This is a genomic window from Thermosynechococcus vestitus BP-1, from assembly GCF_000011345.1.
Taxonomy (GTDB): Bacteria; Cyanobacteriota; Cyanobacteriia; order Thermosynechococcales; family Thermosynechococcaceae; genus Thermosynechococcus; species Thermosynechococcus vestitus.
In genome coordinates this window covers 1,433,653-1,453,225 of the sequence record NC_004113.1, presented here as the reverse complement: position 1 = coordinate 1,453,225, position 19,573 = coordinate 1,433,653, and the positions used below count along the sequence as shown (strand labels likewise).

General features: G+C 54.1%; 19 protein-coding genes. 10 read left to right on the top strand and 9 right to left on the bottom strand.

From position 1 onward, the window contains the following. Nucleotide 1: 1 nt before the first annotated feature. Entirely contained in the window at nucleotides 2-133 is a 132-nt protein-coding gene (psbN, locus tag TLL_RS07040) for a photosystem II reaction center protein PsbN (RefSeq protein ID WP_011057227.1), read from the bottom strand. 86 nt (nucleotides 134-219) lie between these two features. On the opposite strand from psbN, the gene psbH reads away from it, so the two are divergent. The 5 genes from psbH to TLL_RS07015 all read left to right on the top strand — a co-directional run bounded on the left by psbH (nucleotide 220) and on the right by TLL_RS07015 (nucleotide 3,520). After that, nucleotides 220-420, top strand: coding sequence for a photosystem II reaction center phosphoprotein PsbH (gene psbH / locus TLL_RS07035; RefSeq protein ID WP_011057226.1), 201 nt, complete (start codon nucleotides 220-222; stop codon nucleotides 418-420). Nucleotides 421-423: 3 nt separating this feature from the next. Beyond that, nucleotides 424-657 (top strand): TatA/E family twin arginine-targeting protein translocase, encoded by a 234-nt coding sequence (locus TLL_RS07030; RefSeq protein WP_011057225.1) that lies wholly within the window; start codon nucleotides 424-426, stop codon nucleotides 655-657. Between the two features lie 5 nt (nucleotides 658-662). Continuing rightward, the gene (gene pth, locus TLL_RS07025; RefSeq protein WP_011057224.1) at nucleotides 663-1,280 is read left to right on the top strand and encodes an aminoacyl-tRNA hydrolase; all 618 of its coding nucleotides are present in this window, start codon (nucleotides 663-665) and stop codon (nucleotides 1,278-1,280) included. A 73-nt stretch (nucleotides 1,281-1,353) separates the two neighbouring features. Continuing rightward, a complete protein-coding gene (locus TLL_RS07020) occupies nucleotides 1,354-2,571 on the top strand; it encodes an ABC transporter permease (RefSeq protein WP_011057223.1) in 1,218 nt (405 codons plus the stop codon). A gap of 130 nt (nucleotides 2,572-2,701) precedes the next feature. Further along, nucleotides 2,702-3,520, top strand: a complete 819-nt coding sequence (locus TLL_RS07015; protein ID WP_011057222.1) for a carbohydrate ABC transporter permease — start codon at nucleotides 2,702-2,704, stop codon at nucleotides 3,518-3,520. On the opposite strand, the gene TLL_RS07010 is transcribed toward TLL_RS07015, so the two are convergent. Continuing rightward, complete coding sequence (locus tag TLL_RS07010) at nucleotides 3,517-4,239, bottom strand: potassium channel family protein (RefSeq protein WP_269441377.1); 723 nt, start codon at nucleotides 4,237-4,239, stop codon at nucleotides 3,517-3,519. The two genes, TLL_RS07015 and TLL_RS07010, sit on opposite strands and share 4 nt — an antisense overlap. A 57-nt stretch (nucleotides 4,240-4,296) precedes the next feature. Further along, a complete protein-coding gene (locus TLL_RS07005; protein ID WP_011057220.1) occupies nucleotides 4,297-5,475 on the bottom strand; it encodes an RNA-guided endonuclease InsQ/TnpB family protein in 1,179 nt (392 codons plus the stop codon). Between the two features lie 51 nt (nucleotides 5,476-5,526). Here TLL_RS07005 and tnpA point away from each other — a divergent pair, with 51 nt between their 5' ends. Next, nucleotides 5,527-5,925 carry an IS200/IS605 family transposase gene (gene tnpA, locus TLL_RS07000; RefSeq protein ID WP_011057219.1) on the top strand — a complete coding sequence of 133 codons (399 nt, stop codon included), beginning with the start codon at nucleotides 5,527-5,529 and terminating at the stop codon, nucleotides 5,923-5,925. A 30-nt stretch (nucleotides 5,926-5,955) separates the two neighbouring features. Here tnpA and TLL_RS06995 read toward each other — a convergent pair whose 3' ends face one another. Further along, entirely contained in the window at nucleotides 5,956-7,005 is a 1,050-nt protein-coding gene (locus tag TLL_RS06995; protein WP_011057218.1) for a potassium channel family protein, read from the bottom strand. A 3-nt stretch (nucleotides 7,006-7,008) separates the two neighbouring features. Beyond that, nucleotides 7,009-8,736 (bottom strand): succinate dehydrogenase/fumarate reductase flavoprotein subunit, encoded by a 1,728-nt coding sequence (locus TLL_RS06990; protein ID WP_164921162.1) that lies wholly within the window; start codon nucleotides 8,734-8,736, stop codon nucleotides 7,009-7,011. A gap of 267 nt (nucleotides 8,737-9,003) precedes the next feature. Here TLL_RS06990 and TLL_RS06985 point away from each other — a divergent pair, with 267 nt between their 5' ends. The 4 genes from TLL_RS06985 to TLL_RS06970 all read left to right on the top strand — a co-directional run bounded on the left by TLL_RS06985 (nucleotide 9,004) and on the right by TLL_RS06970 (nucleotide 14,061). After that, the gene (locus tag TLL_RS06985) at nucleotides 9,004-9,531 is read left to right on the top strand and encodes a GNAT family N-acetyltransferase (protein WP_164920861.1); all 528 of its coding nucleotides are present in this window, start codon (nucleotides 9,004-9,006) and stop codon (nucleotides 9,529-9,531) included. Next, complete coding sequence (gene dacB / locus TLL_RS06980; protein WP_011057215.1) at nucleotides 9,497-10,894, top strand: D-alanyl-D-alanine carboxypeptidase/D-alanyl-D-alanine endopeptidase; 1,398 nt, start codon at nucleotides 9,497-9,499, stop codon at nucleotides 10,892-10,894. The genes TLL_RS06985 and dacB overlap by 35 nt, the downstream gene beginning before the upstream one ends. A gap of 131 nt (nucleotides 10,895-11,025) precedes the next feature. After that, entirely contained in the window at nucleotides 11,026-12,198 is a 1,173-nt protein-coding gene (locus tag TLL_RS06975; RefSeq protein ID WP_011057214.1) for an RNA-guided endonuclease InsQ/TnpB family protein, read from the top strand. A 126-nt stretch (nucleotides 12,199-12,324) separates the two neighbouring features. Further along, nucleotides 12,325-14,061 (top strand): diflavin flavoprotein, encoded by a 1,737-nt coding sequence (locus TLL_RS06970; RefSeq protein ID WP_011057213.1) that lies wholly within the window; start codon nucleotides 12,325-12,327, stop codon nucleotides 14,059-14,061. Between the two features lie 9 nt (nucleotides 14,062-14,070). Here the strand turns inward: TLL_RS06970 and TLL_RS06965 are convergent, their stop codons facing one another. The 4 genes from TLL_RS06965 to gyrA form a co-directional block, all read right to left on the bottom strand. After that, nucleotides 14,071-14,520 (bottom strand): hemerythrin family protein, encoded by a 450-nt coding sequence (locus TLL_RS06965; protein WP_011057212.1) that lies wholly within the window; start codon nucleotides 14,518-14,520, stop codon nucleotides 14,071-14,073. A gap of 121 nt (nucleotides 14,521-14,641) precedes the next feature. Beyond that, nucleotides 14,642-15,724: a class I SAM-dependent methyltransferase gene (locus tag TLL_RS06960; RefSeq protein ID WP_011057211.1), complete on the bottom strand. Its 1,083-nt coding sequence runs from the start codon at nucleotides 15,722-15,724 to the stop codon at nucleotides 14,642-14,644. Nucleotides 15,725-15,773: 49 nt separating this feature from the next. Next, the gene (gene hpnA, locus TLL_RS06955; protein WP_164920860.1) at nucleotides 15,774-16,763 is read right to left on the bottom strand and encodes a hopanoid-associated sugar epimerase; all 990 of its coding nucleotides are present in this window, start codon (nucleotides 16,761-16,763) and stop codon (nucleotides 15,774-15,776) included. After that, nucleotides 16,760-19,321, bottom strand: a complete 2,562-nt coding sequence (gene gyrA / locus TLL_RS06950; protein WP_011057209.1) for a DNA gyrase subunit A — start codon at nucleotides 19,319-19,321, stop codon at nucleotides 16,760-16,762. Before gyrA ends, hpnA begins: the two co-directional genes overlap by 4 nt. Between the last annotated feature and the right edge of the window lie 252 nt (nucleotides 19,322-19,573).

Below are 19,573 nucleotides of genomic sequence, written 5' to 3'. Positions count from 1 at the left end.
TTTAGTCCTCGTGATCATCGAAGGGATCCGCTAGCTCCTTCGAGGGGGGGCCAAAGGAAAGGTAAATCGAGTAGCCAGTCACACCAATGCAGACGGCAGCAAGAGCAATGCTAAGAACTGTTGCAGGTTCCATAGAAGCCTACTAAATGGGAGCAAGATATGCTTCTATAATATTACGAAACATTAAAACGCTGTTCATTTCGTTCAAAAAAGGAATTTATGGCACGACGGACTTGGCTTGGGGATATTCTGCGCCCCTTGAACTCTGAATACGGTAAAGTCGCCCCCGGTTGGGGGACCACTCCCTTGATGGCGGTCTTTATGGGGCTATTTTTGGTCTTTTTGCTCATCATTCTGGAGATCTACAACTCGACACTGATCCTCGATGGTGTTAACGTGAGTTGGAAGGCACTGGGATAATCCATGAACGTTTTTGGGATCGGTCTGCCGGAACTCATCGTCATTTTGGTGGTGGCACTGCTCATCTTTGGTCCAAAGAAGCTACCGGAAATTGGCCGCAGTCTTGGCAAAACGAAGCGCGCCTTTGAGGAAGCCTCCCGCGAATTCCAAGATGAAATCAAGCGGCAGACCGCTGCCCTTGAGGAGGAACAACAGGCCAAGGCAGAGGCTGAATCGCCTCGGGAAATCTCCCCTTAGGTGGCATGGCACTCCAGCCCTGTGTCATTGTTGGTCTTGGAAATCCGGGAATAGAGTACGCCACAACTCGCCACAATGTTGGTTTTCGTGTCCTCGACACTCTTGCGCAGCGGTATAGGGTGCAGCTGACTCAGCAGCGGCGCTTCTTGGGAGAGGTGGCAGAGGTACTGATTCAGGGTCAAAAGGTGCGGCTCCTCAAGCCCACCACCTACATGAATAGCTCGGGGCAATCTCTCCATGCCCTGTTGAATTTTTATAAGCTGCCCCTCGAGCGAACCCTTGTGGTCCATGATGATGCCGATTTGCCCCTGGGGCGACTGCGCTTGCGCCTGAGTGGCTCAACGGGGGGACACAACGGGATTAAATCCATTATTCAGCATTGTCATTCCCAACAGTTTCCTCGCCTTAAGGTGGGCATTGCCTTTGGCGATCGCCTGCAGCAGCAGACGGGACCTCGCAACGCGGTGCCCTTTGTTTTGGGGCATTTTTCAGCCACTGAACTGGCCATTTTACCCGCTGTGCTTGACCTGGCTGTGGATGCCATTGAGTTGAGTATTCAGTCTGGGGTTGAGGTGGCCATGAATCGCTACAACGGCAAAAGTATTCCCCTACCGCAAGCCTGACCCCACGACGGGCGGTCTGAGGGCAAAGAAAATCTCAAGTTAGATTAAAAATAGGTGTTTTCGGTGCCAAGTTATGGATATTGGCGAAAGCGTGCGCATGGCGATCGCCACCCTCAAGGCCAATCGGCTCCGCAGTGGCCTAACGATGTTGGGCATTATCATTGGCAATGCAGCAGTGATTGCCATGGTCGGCGTCGGTCAGGGGGCACAGCGTTATGCCGCCAGCCAGTTTGAATCCTTGGGACCCAATACGCTTTTTATTGTGCCGGGGACCCCCCAAGCCCGTAACCGCACGTCTAATGTGCCCCAAACCCTTGTGCTTGAGGATGCCAAGGCGATCGCCACCCAAGTGCCCACGGTTCAGGAAGTCGCCCCGCAAATCCAACTGCAACAACGGGTAACCTATCGAGGACGCAACACCAATGTGCTGATTGTGGGTACCACCCCGACATTTCCCTCAGTGCGCAGTTTTACAGTGGCGCAGGGGCGCTTTATCTCCGATGAGGATGTGCAACGGCATCGCCGCGTTGTGATTTTAGGCTCGGATTTGGCCAAGAAGCTCTTTATCAACGAAAATCCTGTGGGTCAGCAGGTGCGGATTAAGAATCTTTCCTTTGAGGTGATTGGCGTCATGGCTGAAAAGGGTGCCTTCCTTGGCAATAATCAGGATGAGGCGGCCTATATTCCCATTACGACCATGTCTTCCCGCATTGTTGGGCAGCGATCGCCCTATGGGATTTCCTTAACCTTTATCTCGGTGTCTGCCCGCGATGAGCAAAGCATTGATGCCGCTAAGTTTCAAATAACCAACCTACTGCGGCTACGGCATCAAATTGTGGATGAGGATGATTTTACGATTCAAACCCAAAAGGAAGCCCTGCAAATTATCGGCAATATCAGCAATGCCCTGACCTTGATGTTGGCGGCGATCGCCGGCATTTCACTGCTGGTGGGGGGTATTGGCATTATGAACATTATGCTGGTGTCCGTGACAGAGCGTACCCAAGAAATTGGCCTGCGCAAGGCCATTGGTGCGACTCAGCGGGATATACTGGCACAGTTTATGATTGAGGCAATGATCCTCTCTGCCCTCGGTGGCCTAATTGGTACCGGGCTGGGGGTAGGCGGTGTCATGCTGGTGGCGATCCTGACCCCCCTAGAGGCTGGCGTTGCCCCCGTTGCTGTGGCTCTCGCTGTCGGTGTTTCGGGCAGTATTGGCCTTTTCTTTGGAGTGGTTCCGGCTCAGCGGGCAGCGCGGCTGGATCCGATTGTTGCCCTGCGCAGTGTTTAGCAGTGTTTAAGCGTACCCTTGGGAAATTGCAGATGGAAACGACAACCCTCGACTGGATAACGGGTGGTCTGGCGATCGCCATTGTCATTGGTGGTCTGTTGATGATGTTTACCAATCTCTGGACACGGCGATGACCCTGCGGCGAGCCTTGACCTACCTCCTGTTGGGGGCGATCGCGATTGCTATGCTCCTGCCCTTGGTATGGCTCACCAGTACCGCCTTTAAGTCTGCCAATGAAGATATTTTTGCCTTTCCGCCCCGCTGGTTTCCCGCCGAACCCACATTGGCAAATTTTGTAACGGTGTGGCAAACGAATCCCTTTGGCCAGTACCTGTTCAACAGTACGCTGGTGGCGGTTTTAACGGTGGGCTGTAATCTTCTAACTTCGGCTTTGGCCGCCTATCCCTTGGCTCGTCTTTCCTTTCGCGGGCGTGAGGTGATTTTTACCGCCATTTTGGCCACGATCATGATCCCCTTTCAAATCATCATGATTCCCCTCTTTATTTTGGCGGTGCACTTGGGTCTGCGCAATACCTATCTGGGAATGATTCTGCCGAGTTTGGCTTCTGCCTTTGGCATCTTTCTATTGCGACAGGCCTTTATGGCGGTGCCCAAAGAACTAGAGGAGGCGGCTCGTCTCGATGGTTGCTCAGAAGTGGGGTTGTGGTGGTTTGTGATGCTGCCTGCCATTCGCCCTGCCCTCGTTACCCTTGGGATTTTTGTTTTTATTGGCGCTTGGAGTGATTTTCTCTGGCCATTGCTGGTCTTGGATCAGCCAGAACTGTATACCCTCCCCATTGGTGTGGTAACCTTGGCGGGGACGTTTTCCTTAGATTGGCGACTGATTGCCGCTGGTTCAGTGATTTCAATTGTGCCCGTGTTCATTGTGTTTATTTGCTTGCAGCGATACATTATTCCCTCAGAAACTGGTGCTGGCCTGAAGGGCTAACGTCTTAGGCCGCGATAGCGAATCCTTTGGCGGTGGGCATATTGGCGGAAGAAGGTTTGAATTTCCGCTGCTTGGCCAAGGGCAATCAGGGTATCCCCCGCCGCTAGGGGCAGGGTTAAGGGGGGATGGGTCACCAGGGCACCGTTCTGATGGCGAACAGCGACAATAATAAAGCGCCCGCGGCCTTTTGCTTCCACATCGGCGATCGCTAGCCCTGCTAGGGGCGACTCTAGGGGCAGCGTAAACTCCTCAATCTGGAGATCAAGTTGGCTGAGGAGCTCAATGAGGTGACTGCGCTCCTCTTTTTCCTCCAGAAAATCCAATACTGTGGGGCGCGTAATGAGCTGCACCATGCGCTGGGCGCTGATACTGGAGGGCAAGACCACATGATCTGCTCCGGCAAAACGCAGCTTCGACTCTGTGGTGGGCAATTCACCATAGGCCAAGATTTGCAATTTGGGATTGAGGCGACGGGCAATCAGCGTAATAAAGACGTTGCTGGCATCATCGTCCAAAACGGCCACCAGGGTGCGAGCGCGATCGGCCCCCACGGCCAAGAGCTCATTTTCATCCATCAGATCGTCACCGCGATAAAAAGGGTGCCCTGACTGCTGGGCAAGCCGTCGTCGCTGCCGCTGGTTGTCAATCACCACAAAGGGAATTTGGGCGGCGGCCAAGTTCCTCGCTAAGGTGCGCCCCAGCGAACCATAGCCGCAAATGATGACGTGATCCTTGAGGTCAGCAAGATAAGAGGGGGGTTTGACATACTCACCGCCCTAAAGTGCGATGATTCTTGACGCTTCACTGGGTGATGCTACCGAAGTAGTCTTACTCCCCCTCTGCGTCCATTTATAGTCGTGGCAATGCCCTATCCCGACTTTCTCTATGTTTCTTGCGGCATTTTCGTCTCTATCGTGCTCTGTACCACAATTTAGACATACAACAGAGCGGACAGATAGATCGATTTTGCCCCATTTAAAACCGCATGTTGAGCAAGTCCGACTGGTTGGCTCCCATCGGTCGATAACAATGAACTCACGGTTTAGTTTCGTGCACTTAGCCTCAACTAAAACCCTGAATTCTCGCCAACCTTGCAAGCTAATTGCTCTAGCGAGTTTGCGGTTCTTCACCATTCCAGAGACATTCAAGTCTTCCAGTGTGATCACTTGGTTCTCGATAACCACGCGGGTAGACACTTTATGCAAGAAATCCCTGCGAATGTCTGAAATCCGACTATGAAGCTTAGCGATTTGCAGTCTTGTTTTCTCCCGCCGTTGGCTTCCTTTAACTTGACGGGCCAGTTTGCGTTGTTTTCGCCTGATCTTTTTGTCTAACTTGGAATAATCAGGGCCATCAATCTTTTCGCCCGTACTTAAAGTAGCAAACGCTTTAATTCCCAAATCAATGCCGATAGAAGGATTACTTGCAGGTTGATGAACTGGGTCGATCTCGACGACAAAACTGAGAAAATATCGATTTGCAGCATCTTTAATCACCGTAACTGAGCTTGGTTTAGAAGGAAGCTTTCTTGACCAAATTGGTCTGACATTACCAATCTTCGCTAGATAAACTTCTTCGCCTTTAATTGAAAAACCATAGGTAGTAAATCTGGCGGATTGTCTTTCTGTCTTCTTTTTAAATCTAGGAGGGTTGATCTTCTTGCCTTTTCGCCGACCTTTAATTGAATCGAAGAAGTTTTTATAGGCAACTCCTAAATCGGCAACGGACTGCTGTAACGGGACATTAGAAACATCAGACAACCATTGCCGCTCTGGTGTTTTCTTCCCTTGGGTAATTACTAGCTTTTGCAATTCACTAGTTTTTGGCAATGAATCAGATTGTTTACAAATTGCCAGTGCGTCGTTCCATACCACACGGACACAGCCAAACAACTGAGCTAGGCGTTGTCGTTGTTGGTCTGTGGGATAGAAACGATATCTATATCTAGCTTTCATTGGTTGTGCTATAATTGGTCTGTAGCTAGATTATAGGTTGGTCTACAGGCAATGTCAAGTCATCTTCGTAAAGGGAGACACAGTGTTACGGACCTAAAGATTCATTTGGTATGCGTGACTAAGTATCGCCGGCCAGTCCTTAGCGCTGAGGGATTAGAGCTGATCGAGAAATCGTTTCGAGAAGTCGCTAAGAAGATGGATTTCCAGATTCTTGAATTTAACGGCGAAGAAGACCATGTCCATGCGCTAATTGAGTACCCTCCTAAACTTTCTGTTTCGCAGATTGTAAATGCGCTTAAAGGTGTATCTAGTCGTCGATATGGAAAAGCTGCACTACCAAAACCCCATGAAGAATCACTTTGGAGCCCTAGTTATTTTGCGGCATCTGTTGGAGGAGCACCGTTAGAGGTGCTTAAGGAATATATTAGAAATCAAAAAAAGCCGTCCTAAAAGGATGGAGCTTGTATCCCATTTCATTGGTCATTGGGGGTGGCGGGCGCGGTAGGTATATTTACGAATTACCTTGGGGGCATCTTGGGCATGACCCAATAAAATCAATGTATCCCCCACTTCCACAAGGGGATTGGCGCGGGCCGGGAATAATTGGCCATCACTCTTGCGTAAACCAACAATGATAAAGGCCCCTTCGCCGCGTACCTCCAGTCCCGTCAAGCGGGTGCCCACATAAGGGTAATCGGGGGTAATTTCCAGTTCCTCAAGGCGGGCATCAATATGGCTCAAGAGGTCGTTGAGGGTCTCGCGATCGCCCGTTTGTTCGAGGAAATCAATGCGCGGCCGCCGAATGAGGTTTGTCATTTGACTGGCGCCAATTTTTGTCGGCAAGACAATGTGATCTGCCCCTGCCATACGTAGCTTCGATTCTGTGGTGGCTAAATTCGCCCGGGCCACAATTAGCAAACTCGGATTCATGGAGCGGGCCGTCAGGGTAATAAAGACATTCATCGTGTCATTGGGCAGCACCGTGGCGAGGGCGATCGCCCGATCAATGCCCACCACTTGTAGCGTTTCCTGCTCCACCGCACTTCCCAAATAGGCCAAATAGCCCAACTGTAGGGCTAAATCAATGCGCTGTTCATTGACATCCAAAATCACAAAGGGGGTTTTGCTGGCGGTTAATTCCTGAGCCACCACCTGGCCAATGCGGCCAAAACCACAGACAATCACGTGGCGGTTGAGTTTGTTAATGTCGCGGCTGGCCCGCTGCATCTCTAGGAGCTGTTTAATCTCCCCTTCGGTAAACAGTTGCACCACCGCACCGATGGTATAAACGGTTGCGGCACTGCCAGCGACAATGATCATCATGTTGAAGAAGCGCTGCGCCGGCGTCATCAGGGGTCGCACTTCACTGTAGCCAATGCCAAAGACCGTGATCACGTACATATAGAGGGCATCGAGCCAGTTCCAGCCAAAGCTGGTGTAGCCCACCACCGCCACCAACATGATGAGCACAAAGAGGGTGATGCCAATAATAAAACGGTTGAGGGCAGGGGTCGCAGGGAACCGTCGCATGGCTTAATAGTTGCGCTCTTGGGGGGGAAACAGGGTAATGGTGACGGGCAGATAGTCAATTCTGATGCCGTCGCTGTCATAGGTGGCTAGGGTATGGCGTAGGTAGTTGACATCATCCCGCTGGGGATAGTCCTCACGGAAGTGGGCACCACGACTTTCTTGGCGGCTAAGGGCACTCCTGAGGATTACCTCAGCAACAATCAGTAGGTTGGCTAGTTCAAAGGCTTCAATCAGTTCGGTATTCCAATAGCGCTGGCGATCGTCAAGGCGAACTCGGCCATAGGCAGCCTTGAGCCGCTGCAATTCCGCTAAGCCCCTCTCCATGAAGTCAGCCGTGCGAAAGACGCCACAGTATTGGGTCATACAATCCTGTACCTGCCGCCGCAGTTGGGCAATGCGCAAGTCCCCTCCTTGGTCAAAGAGGTGTTGTATCTCCCGCGCCGCCGCCTGCAGGTAGAACTGGGGGTCCAATTGGGGGCGGGGCAGGCTCGGTAAATCCTTAGCGATCGCGGCACCGGTGCGCCGGCCATAGACGACACATTCTAAGAGAGAATTACTGCCCAAGCGATTGGCACCATGCACCGAGACACAGGCACATTCGCCAGCAGCATAGAAGCCGGTCACCATCTCCGTGGCATTGGCCCGCACCTGCCCATTGAGATTGACAGGAATACCCCCCATTGAGTAGTGCACCGTCGGACGGACAGGAATCGGCTCTACCACCGCATCCACCCCCGCCAAGCGATGGGCTTCCTCCCAACAGAAGGGAATGCGATTCATGATTTTTTCCCGACCCAAGTGGCGGACATCGAGATAGACAAAGGGCCCACCCGCAGAACCGTCACTGTGAATGCCCCGCCCTTCGCGAATTTCGATGGCGATCGCCCGCGAGGTAATGTCACGGGGAGCCAGTTCCATACGACTGGGAGCATAGCGTGCCATAAAGCGTTCCCCCTCGGCATTGAGTAGATAAGCCCCTTCGCCGCGCACCGCCTCAGAAATCAAGACCCCCGCTGGATACAACCCCGTCGGGTGAAATTGAACAAACTCCATATCCTCAAGGGGTAAGCCTGCCCGGGCCGTCATCCCTAGGCCATCCCCAGTGGAGGCAAAATCATTCGACGTGGTATTAAAGACCCGACCATAGCCCCCTGTGGCAAAAAGAATGGCGGGTGCCCGTAGAATGTCCAGTTGACCTGTTTCAATGTGGTAGGCAACGACCCCCTTGGCCTGCTGGTCCTCGACAATCAGCCGCAGCACATACCACTCGCTGAAAAAGGTGACATTGTACTTCAGGAGATTGCAGTAGAGTTCGTGGAGAATGGCATGCCCCGTTTTGTCGGCTGCATAGCAGGTGCGCGGGTGAGTGTGACCGCCAAAGGGACGTTGGGCAATGCGGCCATCGGGCAGACGCGAAAAGAGTACCCCCAAGTGCTCAAGGTCAATCACCACACTGGGGGCTTCTTGGGCAAGAATGGCTACAGCATCCTGATCTGCCAGAAAGTCTGACCCCTTGACTGTATCAAAGGCATGGCTTTCCCAAGAGTCTTCGGTGTCCACATTTTTGAGGGTAGCGGCAATGCCCCCTTGGGCGGCAACGGAGTGGGAACGAATGGGATGGGTTTTGCTCACAAGGGCAATGGGGGTTTCCGGGGCCAGGCGGCAAATTTCCAAAGCAGCCCGACAGCCTGCTAGACCACCGCCGACAATCACAACGCCAAAGTCTTGCATCGTCCGTTTGTTCAGCATCTTTTCCTATACTAGATTGGCGATTAGGGGAGTGACGGCGGCAGCAAAGGTAAAACCAAGATAAAAACAGTAGCCAAATGATCTTGCGAGCCTCTCCCTGAATCGTTAGAGTGGCAGTACAGTTCTTTTTGCAGTGGGCGGCACAAAGGCCGGTCTTCACGACGACGGTTGAGACACACCGGTTTTGATGCTTTTGCCTGGGTTCTCTTTCTGGGAAAAGGACTGTCATTCTACTGGAGGCAGCCGTCCTTGAGTGCGTTTTTTCTTCACTATGGGGATTGTGGGGTGCGCCATTGGTGCGATCGCGATCGGCTAGCGGTCATACACCTCATTGCCAATGTCCTCAGTGAGTTTGGCCTTGCTTGGCAACCCGAGGGTGCCGATGCCGATGTGGTTCACGTGGAAGAGTACTACCATCGCCGGGGTGGACAATTTTGGGTGGTGGAGCAAGGGGCGGAAGTCGTTGGCACAATTGCTTTCTATCCCATTCAGCGGGGTGAAGCGGCTGTGGAAATTCGCAAAATGTACCTTCATCCGCGGGTGCGTGGCCAAGGCCTAGGGACATTTCTCCTGCACCATCTCGAGGCAGCCATTCAAGGGGCGGGCTACCGCAAAATCTGGATTGAAACCGCCTCAGTGATGAGGGCGGCTGTGCATTTGTACGAGAAGGCGGGCTATCGCCCAGCCACGGGTGTGGAAACGCAGCGCTGCGATCGCGTCTATGTCAAGGACGTCGTGCCTCATGGTATGGCTTCGATGGCTTCTGCCCCCTGCTAGTCTTCTTCTCCTGCTGGTTTCACCTGCCGCCTTTGGTCTGTGCCGCCAAGACTTGGCCCGCGCGATTGCCCAGGAAATCCAAAACCCCCAATGGCAACGGGGACAGTGGGGCATTGTGGTCGAGGATTTGAGGAGTGGCGAGGTGCTCTACAACCACCAAGGGGAAAAGCTCTTTTTGGTGGCTTCGAATGTGAAGCTCACCACGGTCGCTGCCGCCCTTGACTACTGGGGAGCGAGTCATCGGTTTGTCACCACCTTGAGTGCGCGATCGCCCGACCGAACAACCCTGCGTCTTCAGGGCAGTTTTGATCCCAGTTTCAGCAGCCAAGACCTGCAACAAATGGCCACTCGCCTTGTTCAGCAGGGGATTCGCCAGATTCAAGTCCTGGAGCTGGGCGGCGTCACACCCGTGAGGATTGAACCCACATGGGCAATCGAAGACCTGACGATGGGCAATGTAGCGGTCGTGACTCGCTTAAGTATCAATCAAAATGCCCTCAAGCTCATAGCAACGCCCCAAGGGTTGGCTCAACCCTTGATTCTCCAGCCGCCAGAGGGCGATCTTCCTTGGCCAGTGGTGAATGAAACCCGTACTGTGCCAACCGATGCACCAGAATTCCTAGAAAGTGAGGTGCGCGGCCAGCAGATCATTGTCCGCGGTCAACTCCATAGGGGCAGTGAGCCAGCAGAAATGCCCATTCCCCTGAGGGAGCCAATCCCCTATCTTCAGCAGCAGGTGCAGCGTGCCTTTGCCCAAGCGGGCATTCAGGTACAGCAGATTCGCCCGATGGAAACAGCAGAGCCGTTACCGGATGTATTGGTGCGCCATGCTTCGCCCCCCCTGAGCAGGTTAATCTTGCCAATTCTCCAGGAGAGTGACAATTTCTATGCGGAAATGCTCTTTGCAGCTCTGGAGGCGGCGCAACCCGGTTATCGCCAACGTTACTTGGAGCAGATGGGAGTGCCAGGGGCGGTGTTAGTGGATGGTTCCGGACTGTCGCGGCAGAATTGGCTGACCCCCAAGGGTTTAGTGACGCTGTTGCAACAAATGGCGCGCTCGGATCATGCCTCGTTGTGGCGGCGATCGCTCCCCCTTGCGGGGCGATCCGGAACCCTGCGCCAGCGTTTGCGGGATACGGCAGCTCAGGATCGCCTCTGGGCCAAAACAGGGACTTTGCGAGGGGTGGCTGCCCTAGCAGGCTATGTGGAGCCCCTTGAGGATCGCCCCCTGGTCTTTAGCATGGTTGTCAATCAAGCAGGGGAAACAACGGCCCACCTGCGGGCGGGGTTGGATCGGATCGGCGTTCTGCTTGCACAATTGCAGGCTTGCGATCGCAGGTCAGAGGCGGCGGGCGATCGCTGAGGGCTAGGAGTCCACCGTCATCTTTACCTCCGAGAGACCCCTTCCTTTAGGGAGGGGAGGGATAGGAGCGGCAGTATGTAACTTCTAAGTACAGTTGCGCTATTTACAGAATAACGAGTATAATTTAAAGTATGCAAAAGGCTTTCAGTTACCGCTTCTACCCAACGACCGAGCAGGAATCCCTGCTTCGGAGAACATTGGGCTGTGTTCGGTTGGTTTATAATCGAGCACTGGCAGCGAGAACAGAAGCCTGGTATGAACGAAAAGAGAGACTTGACTACATTCAAACCTCTGCCTTGCTTACTCAGTGGAAGAAGCAAGATGACCTTCAGTTTTTGAATGAGGTTAGCTGTGTTCCCTTGCAGCAGGCATTGAGACATCTGCAATCTGCTTTCAGTAACTTCTTTGCAGGTCGGGCGAAATATCCCAACTTCAAAAAGAAACGCAATGGCGGTAGCGCAGAATTCACCAAGTCTGCTTTTAGGTGGAAAGACGGAAAAGTATTCTTGGCAAAGTGCAACGAACCGCCGAATATTCTCTGGTCGAGACGGCTTCCAGATGGTGTTGAACCATCCACGGTGACCATCAGGCTTAACCCTGCTGGACAGTGGTACATCAGTCTGAGGTTTGATGACCCCAGAGAGTTGACACTGCAGCCCGTCGACCCGTCGGTTGGTTTGGACGTAGGGATGAGCAGTCTCATTACCCTGAGTACAGGGGAAAAGATTGCCAACCCCAAGCACTTTAACCGCTACTACAAACGACTCCGTAAGGCGCAGCGGTCTTTGAGTCGCAAACAAAAAGGCTCTCGCAATTGGGATAAGGCGCGGTTGAAAGTTGCCAAGATTCACCAGAAAATCTCTGATTCCAGAAAAGACCATTTGCACCAGTTGACGACTCGATTGATACGTGAAAACCAAACGATCATAATCGAGTCGTTGGCTGTGAAGAATATGGTCAAGAACCGTCAGCTTGCCCGATCCATCAGTGATGCTGGATGGGGTGAACTGGTACGGCAATTGGAATACAAGGCCCAGTGGTATGGTCGGACACTGGTGAAGATTGACCGATGGTTTCCCAGTTCTAAACGCTGTGGACAGTGTGGTCACATTGTTGAGCGGTTGCCATTGAGCGTCCGAGAATGGGACTGTCCTAAGTGTGGGGCGCACCATGACCGGGATATAAATGCCGCTGGGAATATTTTGGCCGTGGGACACACGGTTACAGTCTGTGGAGCGGGTGTAAGACCTGATAGACATACGTCTGGAGGGCAACTGCGAAGAAGCAGAAAGTCTCAAAAGTGATTTTGGGAATCCCCCTGCTTTAGCGGGGGGAGGATGTCAAAGTGTTGTCAAAAAGGGGTGCCGAATTTTGGCGAGCAGCGCTCAGGCTGTCGGCAATCGGCGGCGTAGATTGTTAGGAGGTATCCAATGCTAACGGAAACGCGTCCGCGGGACGTCCAAGTGGCGGAAATTGCACCGGGGGTTTTGGTCTTGCGATCGCGCACTTGGGATCGGCTGAAGTTTGAAGTGGAGTACGGCCGCCAGCAGGGAACCACCTCCAACTCCTACCTCATTCAAGCTCCTCAGCCGGCGCTCCTGGATCCACCGGGTGAATCCTTTACCCAGATTTATTTACAGGAACTGCAGCGCCACATTGATCTCAATCAACTGCGGTACCTGATCCTCAGTCATGTCAACTCCAATCGCCTTGCCACCGTCAAGGTCCTGCTGGAAAAAGCACCCCAGATCACTCTTGTCTGCTCTAAGGCCGGGGCAGTGACATTGCGCTCTGCTATTGGCGAGCAGTTGCATCTCTGGATTGCGCGGGCGGACACCCCCTTGGAGTTGGGGGGCGATCGCCAACTCATGTTTATTGCCGCTGCTACGCCCCGCTGGCCCGATGGTCTCATTACCGTTGATCCCCAAAATCAAATTGTCTTCAGCGACAAGCTCTTTGGCGCCCATGTCTGTGGCGACAGTCTCTACGATGAGCAGTGGAAAAAACTGGATGAGGATCGTGCCTACTATTTTGAATGTTTGCATGCGGCACAAACCCGCCAAGTGGAAAGTATTTTGGATCGCTTGGCAGAACTGACACCGCCACCGCGCCTCTATGCCCCGGCCCACGGCCCGATTGTCAAGTTTAGCCGTAGCCGCCTCTTCCAGGACTATCGCGACTGGTGCCAAGCCCAAGCGGAACAGGAAACCAAAGTGGCATTGTTCTATGCCTCTGCCTATGGCAATACGGCAATTCTGGCCAATGCGATCGCCCAAGGCCTAACCGCCGCCGGTGTGCAAGTGGAAGCCGTTAACTGTGAAACCACACCCCCTGCGGAAATGCAAGCCTTGATCCACAGTAGCGACGGCTTTATCATTGGCTCCCCCACCCTAGGGGGACACATGCCCACCCAAGTCCAGACCGCCTTGGGGTTTATCTTGGCGGAGGGCAGCCAAACAAAGCTGGCGGGAGTCTTTGGCTCCTACGGCTGGAGTGGTGAGGCCATTGATGACATTGAGCAAAAGCTCCTCGATGCTGGCTATACCCTTGGCTTTGAAACCCTGCGGGTGAAATTTACCCCCACAGCCACGGACTTGGAAAAATGTCAAATTGCCGCCAACGAGTTTGCCCAAGCCCTGAAGAAACTGCGCAAGAGCCGCACTGTCCGCCCTTCCAGCCTAGCGGAGGCACAAGTGGATCGCACCGAACAGGCGGTGAATCGGGTGGTCGGTTCCCTGTGTGTTCTGACCACCCTACCCGAAGGGTGTTTTCACCTTACCCAAGCGGCGGCTATTTTGGTGTCGTCGGTCTCCCAAGCCTCCTTTAATCCCCCCGGCATCACCGTCTCCTTGCCTCAGGAATGGGCAGAAAGCCTCTGCCTAGTGGGCGATCGCTTTGTCTTGAATATCCTCAAGGAAGGCAGTCCCCTCGTACGTCAATTTCAGCAGGCACAACGCTTGGGTGAGCAACAGCTAGCTACCCTTGGCCTCAAAAGCGCTGAGAGTGGTGCCCCCATTTTGCTCGATGCCCTTGCCTATTTGGAGTGCACCGTAGAGTCCCGCATGAACTGTGGCAACCACTGGCTCATCTATGCCGTGGTCGAGAGTGGCGAGTTGCTGCAAACCAGTGGCTTAACGGCCATCCAACATCGCAAAACCAGCAGTTAGCCCAGGCATTTAGAAGGCATTTTCAGCCGTTAATTCAGCCCCTTGGTGCTGCGCTAGCGCCTCGGGATGGGTGAGCAGGTAAAGCATCGGTAAATCTTCTTCGCAAATATGGCGCACCACCAGCGTACCAATGGCCTCTATTGTTTCCGGCGTTAGGTTTTCAGGATGCCCGTGCACCTCCTCAAGCAGGCCACTCAAATCTCGCAGCAGATTTTGGTGAGCGGCACGGTGGGAGAGATAGAGGGGATGGTTGGCAGTAGCCATCAGGGTTTCTTCGTGCTGCAAGTGGCGTTCCGTTTCCCTGGCACACGCTAGTAACTGCGGTTTTACCTGGGAAAAGGTTGCCCCGGCGGCGATCGCTGAGCGTAGCTGCTGTAACATCTCCAAGAGTGCCTGATGCTCCTCATCGACTTCCGCCAAGCCAGAGACAAACGCCGCCTGCCATGCCAGCCCATCCATGAGTGAATCCTCCAGACTGCAACGGGGAAAAGGTCTGTTGACCTCCTACCTTCAGCCTAGCCCGTACCCCATCGCAGCCGGTAGGCACTGTTACAAAGCGTAGCGGACTAGGTCTTTTTGGCTAAGAAGGCTTAACCGCTACCCAATACTTACTCATAAAGTGGTGCTGCACCTCTTTAACCACTAGACCCGCCTTTTCTAAGCGGAGGTTGAGATCATCCTCGATATAGTTGCGGTAAAAGGGCTCGTGGAAAAGGTTGGCAAAGTTTTCCATCATCGGCCGCTGCTCTGGGGAATCCAAGGATTGAATCGAGTCACAGATGACAAAGATGCCCCCCGGCTGGAGAACGCGGGCGCATTCATGGATGACGTTTTGGCGCACGGGGGCGGGCAGTTCATGGAAGAGAAACACACAGGTGATGGCACTGAAATAGCTATCTACGTAGGGGAGGCTTTCAGCATTGCCCTGAATCAGTTGCGGCAGCGCACCCGTCTGGGTCGCTAGTAGGGCGTTGGCTTTGCGCAGGTAGGCGGGGGACAAATCAAGGCCAAATAGCACTGCCCCTGGGAAAGCGTAGCGCAATTGTTTGAGGGTGCGACCGGTGCCACAGGCAACATCGAGAATGCGCAGGGGTGGCGTGGGAGGATGAGCAACAACTTGTTGGGCAATGGGGGCAATCACGCGCCGCCGCATGGCATCTGCCGTGCCCCCAAAGAGCAGTTCCACTTGGATATCGTAGAGGTTGGCGGACGTGTCACTGAGGTAGCCATCGGTTTGGTAGTGGAAGTTCTGCCGATAGTACTGCGGATAGTCCTCAAGGCGCACGTTGTGAGCAAACTCCTGAAATTGGCGCGATCGCGCCCGCTGCCACATCTGCGGCAAGTCTAGCAACAGCAGGGGATAAAAGCGGAGGAACTCTTCCCAAGGGGCATCAAAGAGCAAAGTAGCAGGATAGAAACCGGCGGCGGCGTCCTGCCAATCTTGCTGCAGGAGAGCTTCGTAGCGTTCCTTGAGCCAGGCTTGCAACTCGGGGCTGAGGGGTTGCGTCCGTTCTTCCGTGGGAAAGACCGTATTCAACAGCCGCGCACTCAGGGTTTTGTGGGCGATCGCAAAAATGTTTTTACCCCATTGCAGGGCTTGATAGCTACTGTGCAGCGTCTCTTCCACAAAGGGCAACTGAGAGGCAAAGGGCGCAACCAACATAGCTCTTAACTAAACTTCATAATTTCCACTCCTCACTATATCGTAAACCCTAGGGGCAGTAGCCCCGTTCGCGGTACCAAGTCACGGCGTCCCGCAGTGCCTGATCAATCGGCGTCTGGGGCAAGCCCAATTCAGCCACAGCTTTGCGGGCATCGTAAAACATTTTTTGCTGTGCCATCCGCACCCCATCCAAGGGAATCGCGGGTGGTTTGCCCAAAGCCCCCAACACTACTTCATCCAACCAAGCCACCCCTAAGGGAATCACAATGGGAATTTCGCCAAGGGGGCGGGGCAGCCCAGTCATCGCAGCTAATCGTCCTAGAATGTCCGCCAGCGTTAGGTTTTGGTGACCGAGGATGTAGCGTTCACCGGTTTTGCCTTTTTCTAAGGCCAAAAGATGACCGATCGCCACGTCCCGCACATGGATCAGGTTCAGTCCCGTGTTGACGTAAAAGGGCATCTGTCGCCGTAAAAAGCGCAGGATGATTTCACCCGTAGGGGTGGGCTTTGCATCCCAGGCACCAATGGGGGTACTGGGGTTGACAATCACAATATCTTGGCCCTGGGAGATTGCCTCGTGAGCCACTTGCTCTGCCCAGTACTTGGAGCGCTTGTACTCGCTGATCAGTTTTTCGGGGGGGCTTTGGTAGGCTTCGGTGGTGGGTTGGCCCCTGGGATCAACCCCAATGGCGGCGACAGAACTGGTGTAAACCGTGCGCTCAATACCAGCCTCACGGGCAGCGGCCAAGATGCGACGGGTGCCGGCCACATTAACGGCATAGAGAAGGGAGCGATCGCGCCGCCACAGACTGTAGTGGGCTGCAGCATGGAAGAGCACTTGGCACCCCCGCATCAAGGTGACGAGGTCACTCGTCCTTAAATCCCCTTGCACCAGCTCCACATCCCATGCCTTGAGATGATCCGCCCGCTGCGGTTGCCGCACCAGGGCACGGACGCAATACCCCCTCTCTGTGAGCACCTGAGCCACATGGGTACCGACAAAGCCACTGGCACCCGTGAGAAAGGCGGTGGTACTCAATCTGCCGCTGCCTCCATGCTACCGGGGGGCAAGACGGCTGCTGTGACAATTGCATCATCCTCATCTAGCCGTTGCAGACGGACACCCGTGGCCGATCGCGACTGGGAGGAAATGTCCATCACCTTTTGGCGAATAATGATGCCGCGACTGGTGACAATCATTAGTTCATCCCCAGCATTGACAATCCGCAATGCCGCCAGTTGATCCTCATTACTTTTGGCTTTGAACTTGGTGGCGGTAATGCCCATGCCAGCGCGGTTTTGCAGCCGGAACTGTTGCACCGGTACCCGCTTGCCGTAACCATTGGTGGTGATCACTAGTACCCAAGGGCCCTCACTGTGGGCGACTGTTTCCTCAGAATCTTCAATCTCGCCACTGTCATCCTCAGAGGGGGTGGCAAAACGGTTGGCGATCGCCGCCGGTAGAATATCCATCCCCACCAGTTCATCCCCCGGCCGCAGGTTCATGGATTTGACCCCGCGGGTGGCACGGCCAAGGGGGCGCAGTTGATCGTGACTGGCGCGAAAATGAATCGCCATACCCTGCCGCGAGCCGATGATAATGGTGTCCTGTTCGCGGGTACGCCGCACCCACCGCAGTTGATCTCCCTCCTCAAGGGAAATAGCAATTAGGCCATTGCTGCGGATATGACTAAAGGCCGCCAGTGGTGTTTTCTTAATGAAGCCCTTACGGGTGAGCATCACGAGATACTCATCTTCACTAAACTCTTGAACAGCAATGACGGAGGTAATTTTTTCCTCGCGGGGAATGGGCAGTAGTTGGACAATGGGGGTGCCGCGGGCTTGGCGGGAGCCACTGGGAATTTGGTAGGCAGCCAAGGCATAGACTAAACCGCGATCGCTAAAGAAAAGAATGCGATCGTGATCATTACAGCTAAAGAAGTGCTCAACGGCATCATCTTCCTTAATCTCTGCCCCTTTGCGTCCCCGGCCATCGCGACTTTGGGCTTCAAAGGTATCCACCGGCATCCGCTTGATGTAGCCCTGCTGGGTAACGAGAATGACGGATTTATCGTTGGCAATTAAATCGATGTCGCTAATCTCCCCATCCGCTTGCACAATTCGCGATCGCCGCGGCGTGGCAAACTTGGCCTTGAGTTCGGTGACTTCTTTTTCAATGATCTCCAGTACCCGCTGCCGATGGGCCAAAATATCGCGGTAATCGGCAATTTGCCGCTGCAGCTCGGCATGCTCTCGCTCAATTTTTTCCGCCTCTAGGGCGGTGAGGCGCCGCAGTTGCATCTGTAAAATGGCATCGGCTTGGGCCTCACTGAGGGCATAGGTTTGCATCAATTGCTGGCGAGCAAGGGCAGTGTCACTGGCGCTGCGAATGAGTTGAATCACGGCATCGAGATTAGCCAGCGCCACCAGCAATCCTTGGAGCAGGTGATCCCGTTCTTCGGCCTTGCGCAGGGCATAGCGGGTACGGCGGGCGATCGCCTCTTCGCGGAAACGCAGGAACACCTCTAAACTGCGCTTGAGGGTCAGCAGTTGCGGCTCGCCGTTGACGATCGCCAGCATATTGGCGCCAAAATTCACCTGTAGCGGCGTTTGCTTGTAAAGATTGTTCAGCACCACGCGGGGGTGGGCATCCCGCTTTAGCTCAATCACCACCCGAATCCCATCGCGATCGCTCTCGTCACGCAGATCGGCAATGCCCTCAATTTTTTTCTCGTTGACCAACTCGGCAATTTTTTCCATGAGTGCTGCCTTGTTGGTTTGGTAGGGTAACTCCGTAATGATAATAGCCTCGCGGGGTTGGCGCCCCGGCGCTTCAAGGGTTTCAATGGTGGCCACTGCCCGCAGCGTCATCGAACCGCGACCGGTGGTGTAGGCCTCTTCAATCCCCCCTTGGCCGAGGATATGCCCGCCGGTCGGGAAATCAGGCCCCGGAATGTAGCGCATTAGCTCGCGATCGCTCATCTGAGGATGATGGATGAGGGCCACCAGCCCATCCACCAGTTCTCCCAAGTTATGGGGCGGGATATTGGTGGCCATACCCACGGCAATGCCGGAGGCCCCATTGAGCAGCAACTGGGGAATTCGTGCCGGTAACACCAGGGGCTCCTGCTGTGAGCCATCAAAGTTATCCACAAAGTCAACGGTTTCCTGCTCAATGTCCTGCAACAGGGCTTCCGTGGCCAGGGCTTGCAGCCGACACTCGGTGTACCGCATCGCCGCCGGTGGATCGTTGTCAATGGAGCCAAAGTTGCCATGGCCCTCAATCAGGGGGTGACGCATGGAGAAGTCCTGGGCCATCCGCACCAGGGCATCATAGACCGCCGAATCGCCGTGGGGGTGATATTTCCCTAGTACTTCCCCCACCACACGGGCACATTTGCGGAAGGGGCGATCGCTGGTCAGCCCCAACTCGTACATTGCATAGAGAATACGGCGGTGTACGGGTTTGAGACCATCGCGGGCATCGGGAAGGGCACGCCCAACAATGACGCTCATGGCATATTCAAGGTAAGAGCGCGAAATTTCCTCCCGCAACTCAGTGGGAATGATCCGAGAAGAATCAGCAGCAAAGCTCATGGGCGTGTTCTACCAAGCATTGATATCTTCCCCCGCCTGAAGACAGGGGATTTCTGACACCAGAGGCATCAGGATCGTCCACGCTTCACAGACAGTCGCCCGAACAAGCCGAAACTTGAACAGGTCTAGCACCGTCTCCACGTGCGGTCACGGCCTGCCCGGCCGCCAAAATTGTTGATAGCCGTGTTAAAGTCACAGTCATCGCAACTTTATCCCTTACATTTTACTAAAGGAGTTTGTCACATGCAATAA

Excerpts from the sequence above, each read along its gene's own strand:
- TLL_RS06975 (WP_011057214.1), top strand. The coding sequence starts at position 11,026 with ATGCAAAAGGCTTTCAGTTACCGCTTCTACCCAACGACCGAGCAGGAA.
- TLL_RS06960 (WP_011057211.1), bottom strand. The coding sequence starts at position 15,724 with ATGTTGGTTGCGCCCTTTGCCTCTCAGTTGCCCTTTGTGGAAGAGACG.
- TLL_RS07005 (WP_011057220.1), bottom strand. The coding sequence starts at position 5,475 with ATGAAAGCTAGATATAGATATCGTTTCTATCCCACAGACCAACAACGA.
- psbH (WP_011057226.1), top strand. The coding sequence starts at position 220 with ATGGCACGACGGACTTGGCTTGGGGATATTCTGCGCCCCTTGAACTCT.
- TLL_RS07020 (WP_011057223.1), top strand. The coding sequence starts at position 1,354 with ATGGATATTGGCGAAAGCGTGCGCATGGCGATCGCCACCCTCAAGGCC.
- pth (WP_011057224.1), top strand. The coding sequence starts at position 663 with ATGGCACTCCAGCCCTGTGTCATTGTTGGTCTTGGAAATCCGGGAATA.
- tnpA (WP_011057219.1), top strand. The coding sequence starts at position 5,527 with ATGTCAAGTCATCTTCGTAAAGGGAGACACAGTGTTACGGACCTAAAG.
- psbN (WP_011057227.1), bottom strand. The coding sequence starts at position 133 with ATGGAACCTGCAACAGTTCTTAGCATTGCTCTTGCTGCCGTCTGCATT.
- TLL_RS06965 (WP_011057212.1), bottom strand. The coding sequence starts at position 14,520 with ATGGATGGGCTGGCATGGCAGGCGGCGTTTGTCTCTGGCTTGGCGGAA.
- TLL_RS07015 (WP_011057222.1), top strand. The coding sequence starts at position 2,702 with ATGACCCTGCGGCGAGCCTTGACCTACCTCCTGTTGGGGGCGATCGCG.
- TLL_RS07030 (WP_011057225.1), top strand. The coding sequence starts at position 424 with ATGAACGTTTTTGGGATCGGTCTGCCGGAACTCATCGTCATTTTGGTG.
- dacB (WP_011057215.1), top strand. The coding sequence starts at position 9,497 with ATGGTATGGCTTCGATGGCTTCTGCCCCCTGCTAGTCTTCTTCTCCTG.
- gyrA (WP_011057209.1), bottom strand. The coding sequence starts at position 19,321 with ATGAGCTTTGCTGCTGATTCTTCTCGGATCATTCCCACTGAGTTGCGG.
- TLL_RS06990 (WP_164921162.1), bottom strand. The coding sequence starts at position 8,736 with ATGCAAGACTTTGGCGTTGTGATTGTCGGCGGTGGTCTAGCAGGCTGT.
- TLL_RS06995 (WP_011057218.1), bottom strand. The coding sequence starts at position 7,005 with ATGCGACGGTTCCCTGCGACCCCTGCCCTCAACCGTTTTATTATTGGC.
- TLL_RS06970 (WP_011057213.1), top strand. The coding sequence starts at position 12,325 with ATGCTAACGGAAACGCGTCCGCGGGACGTCCAAGTGGCGGAAATTGCA.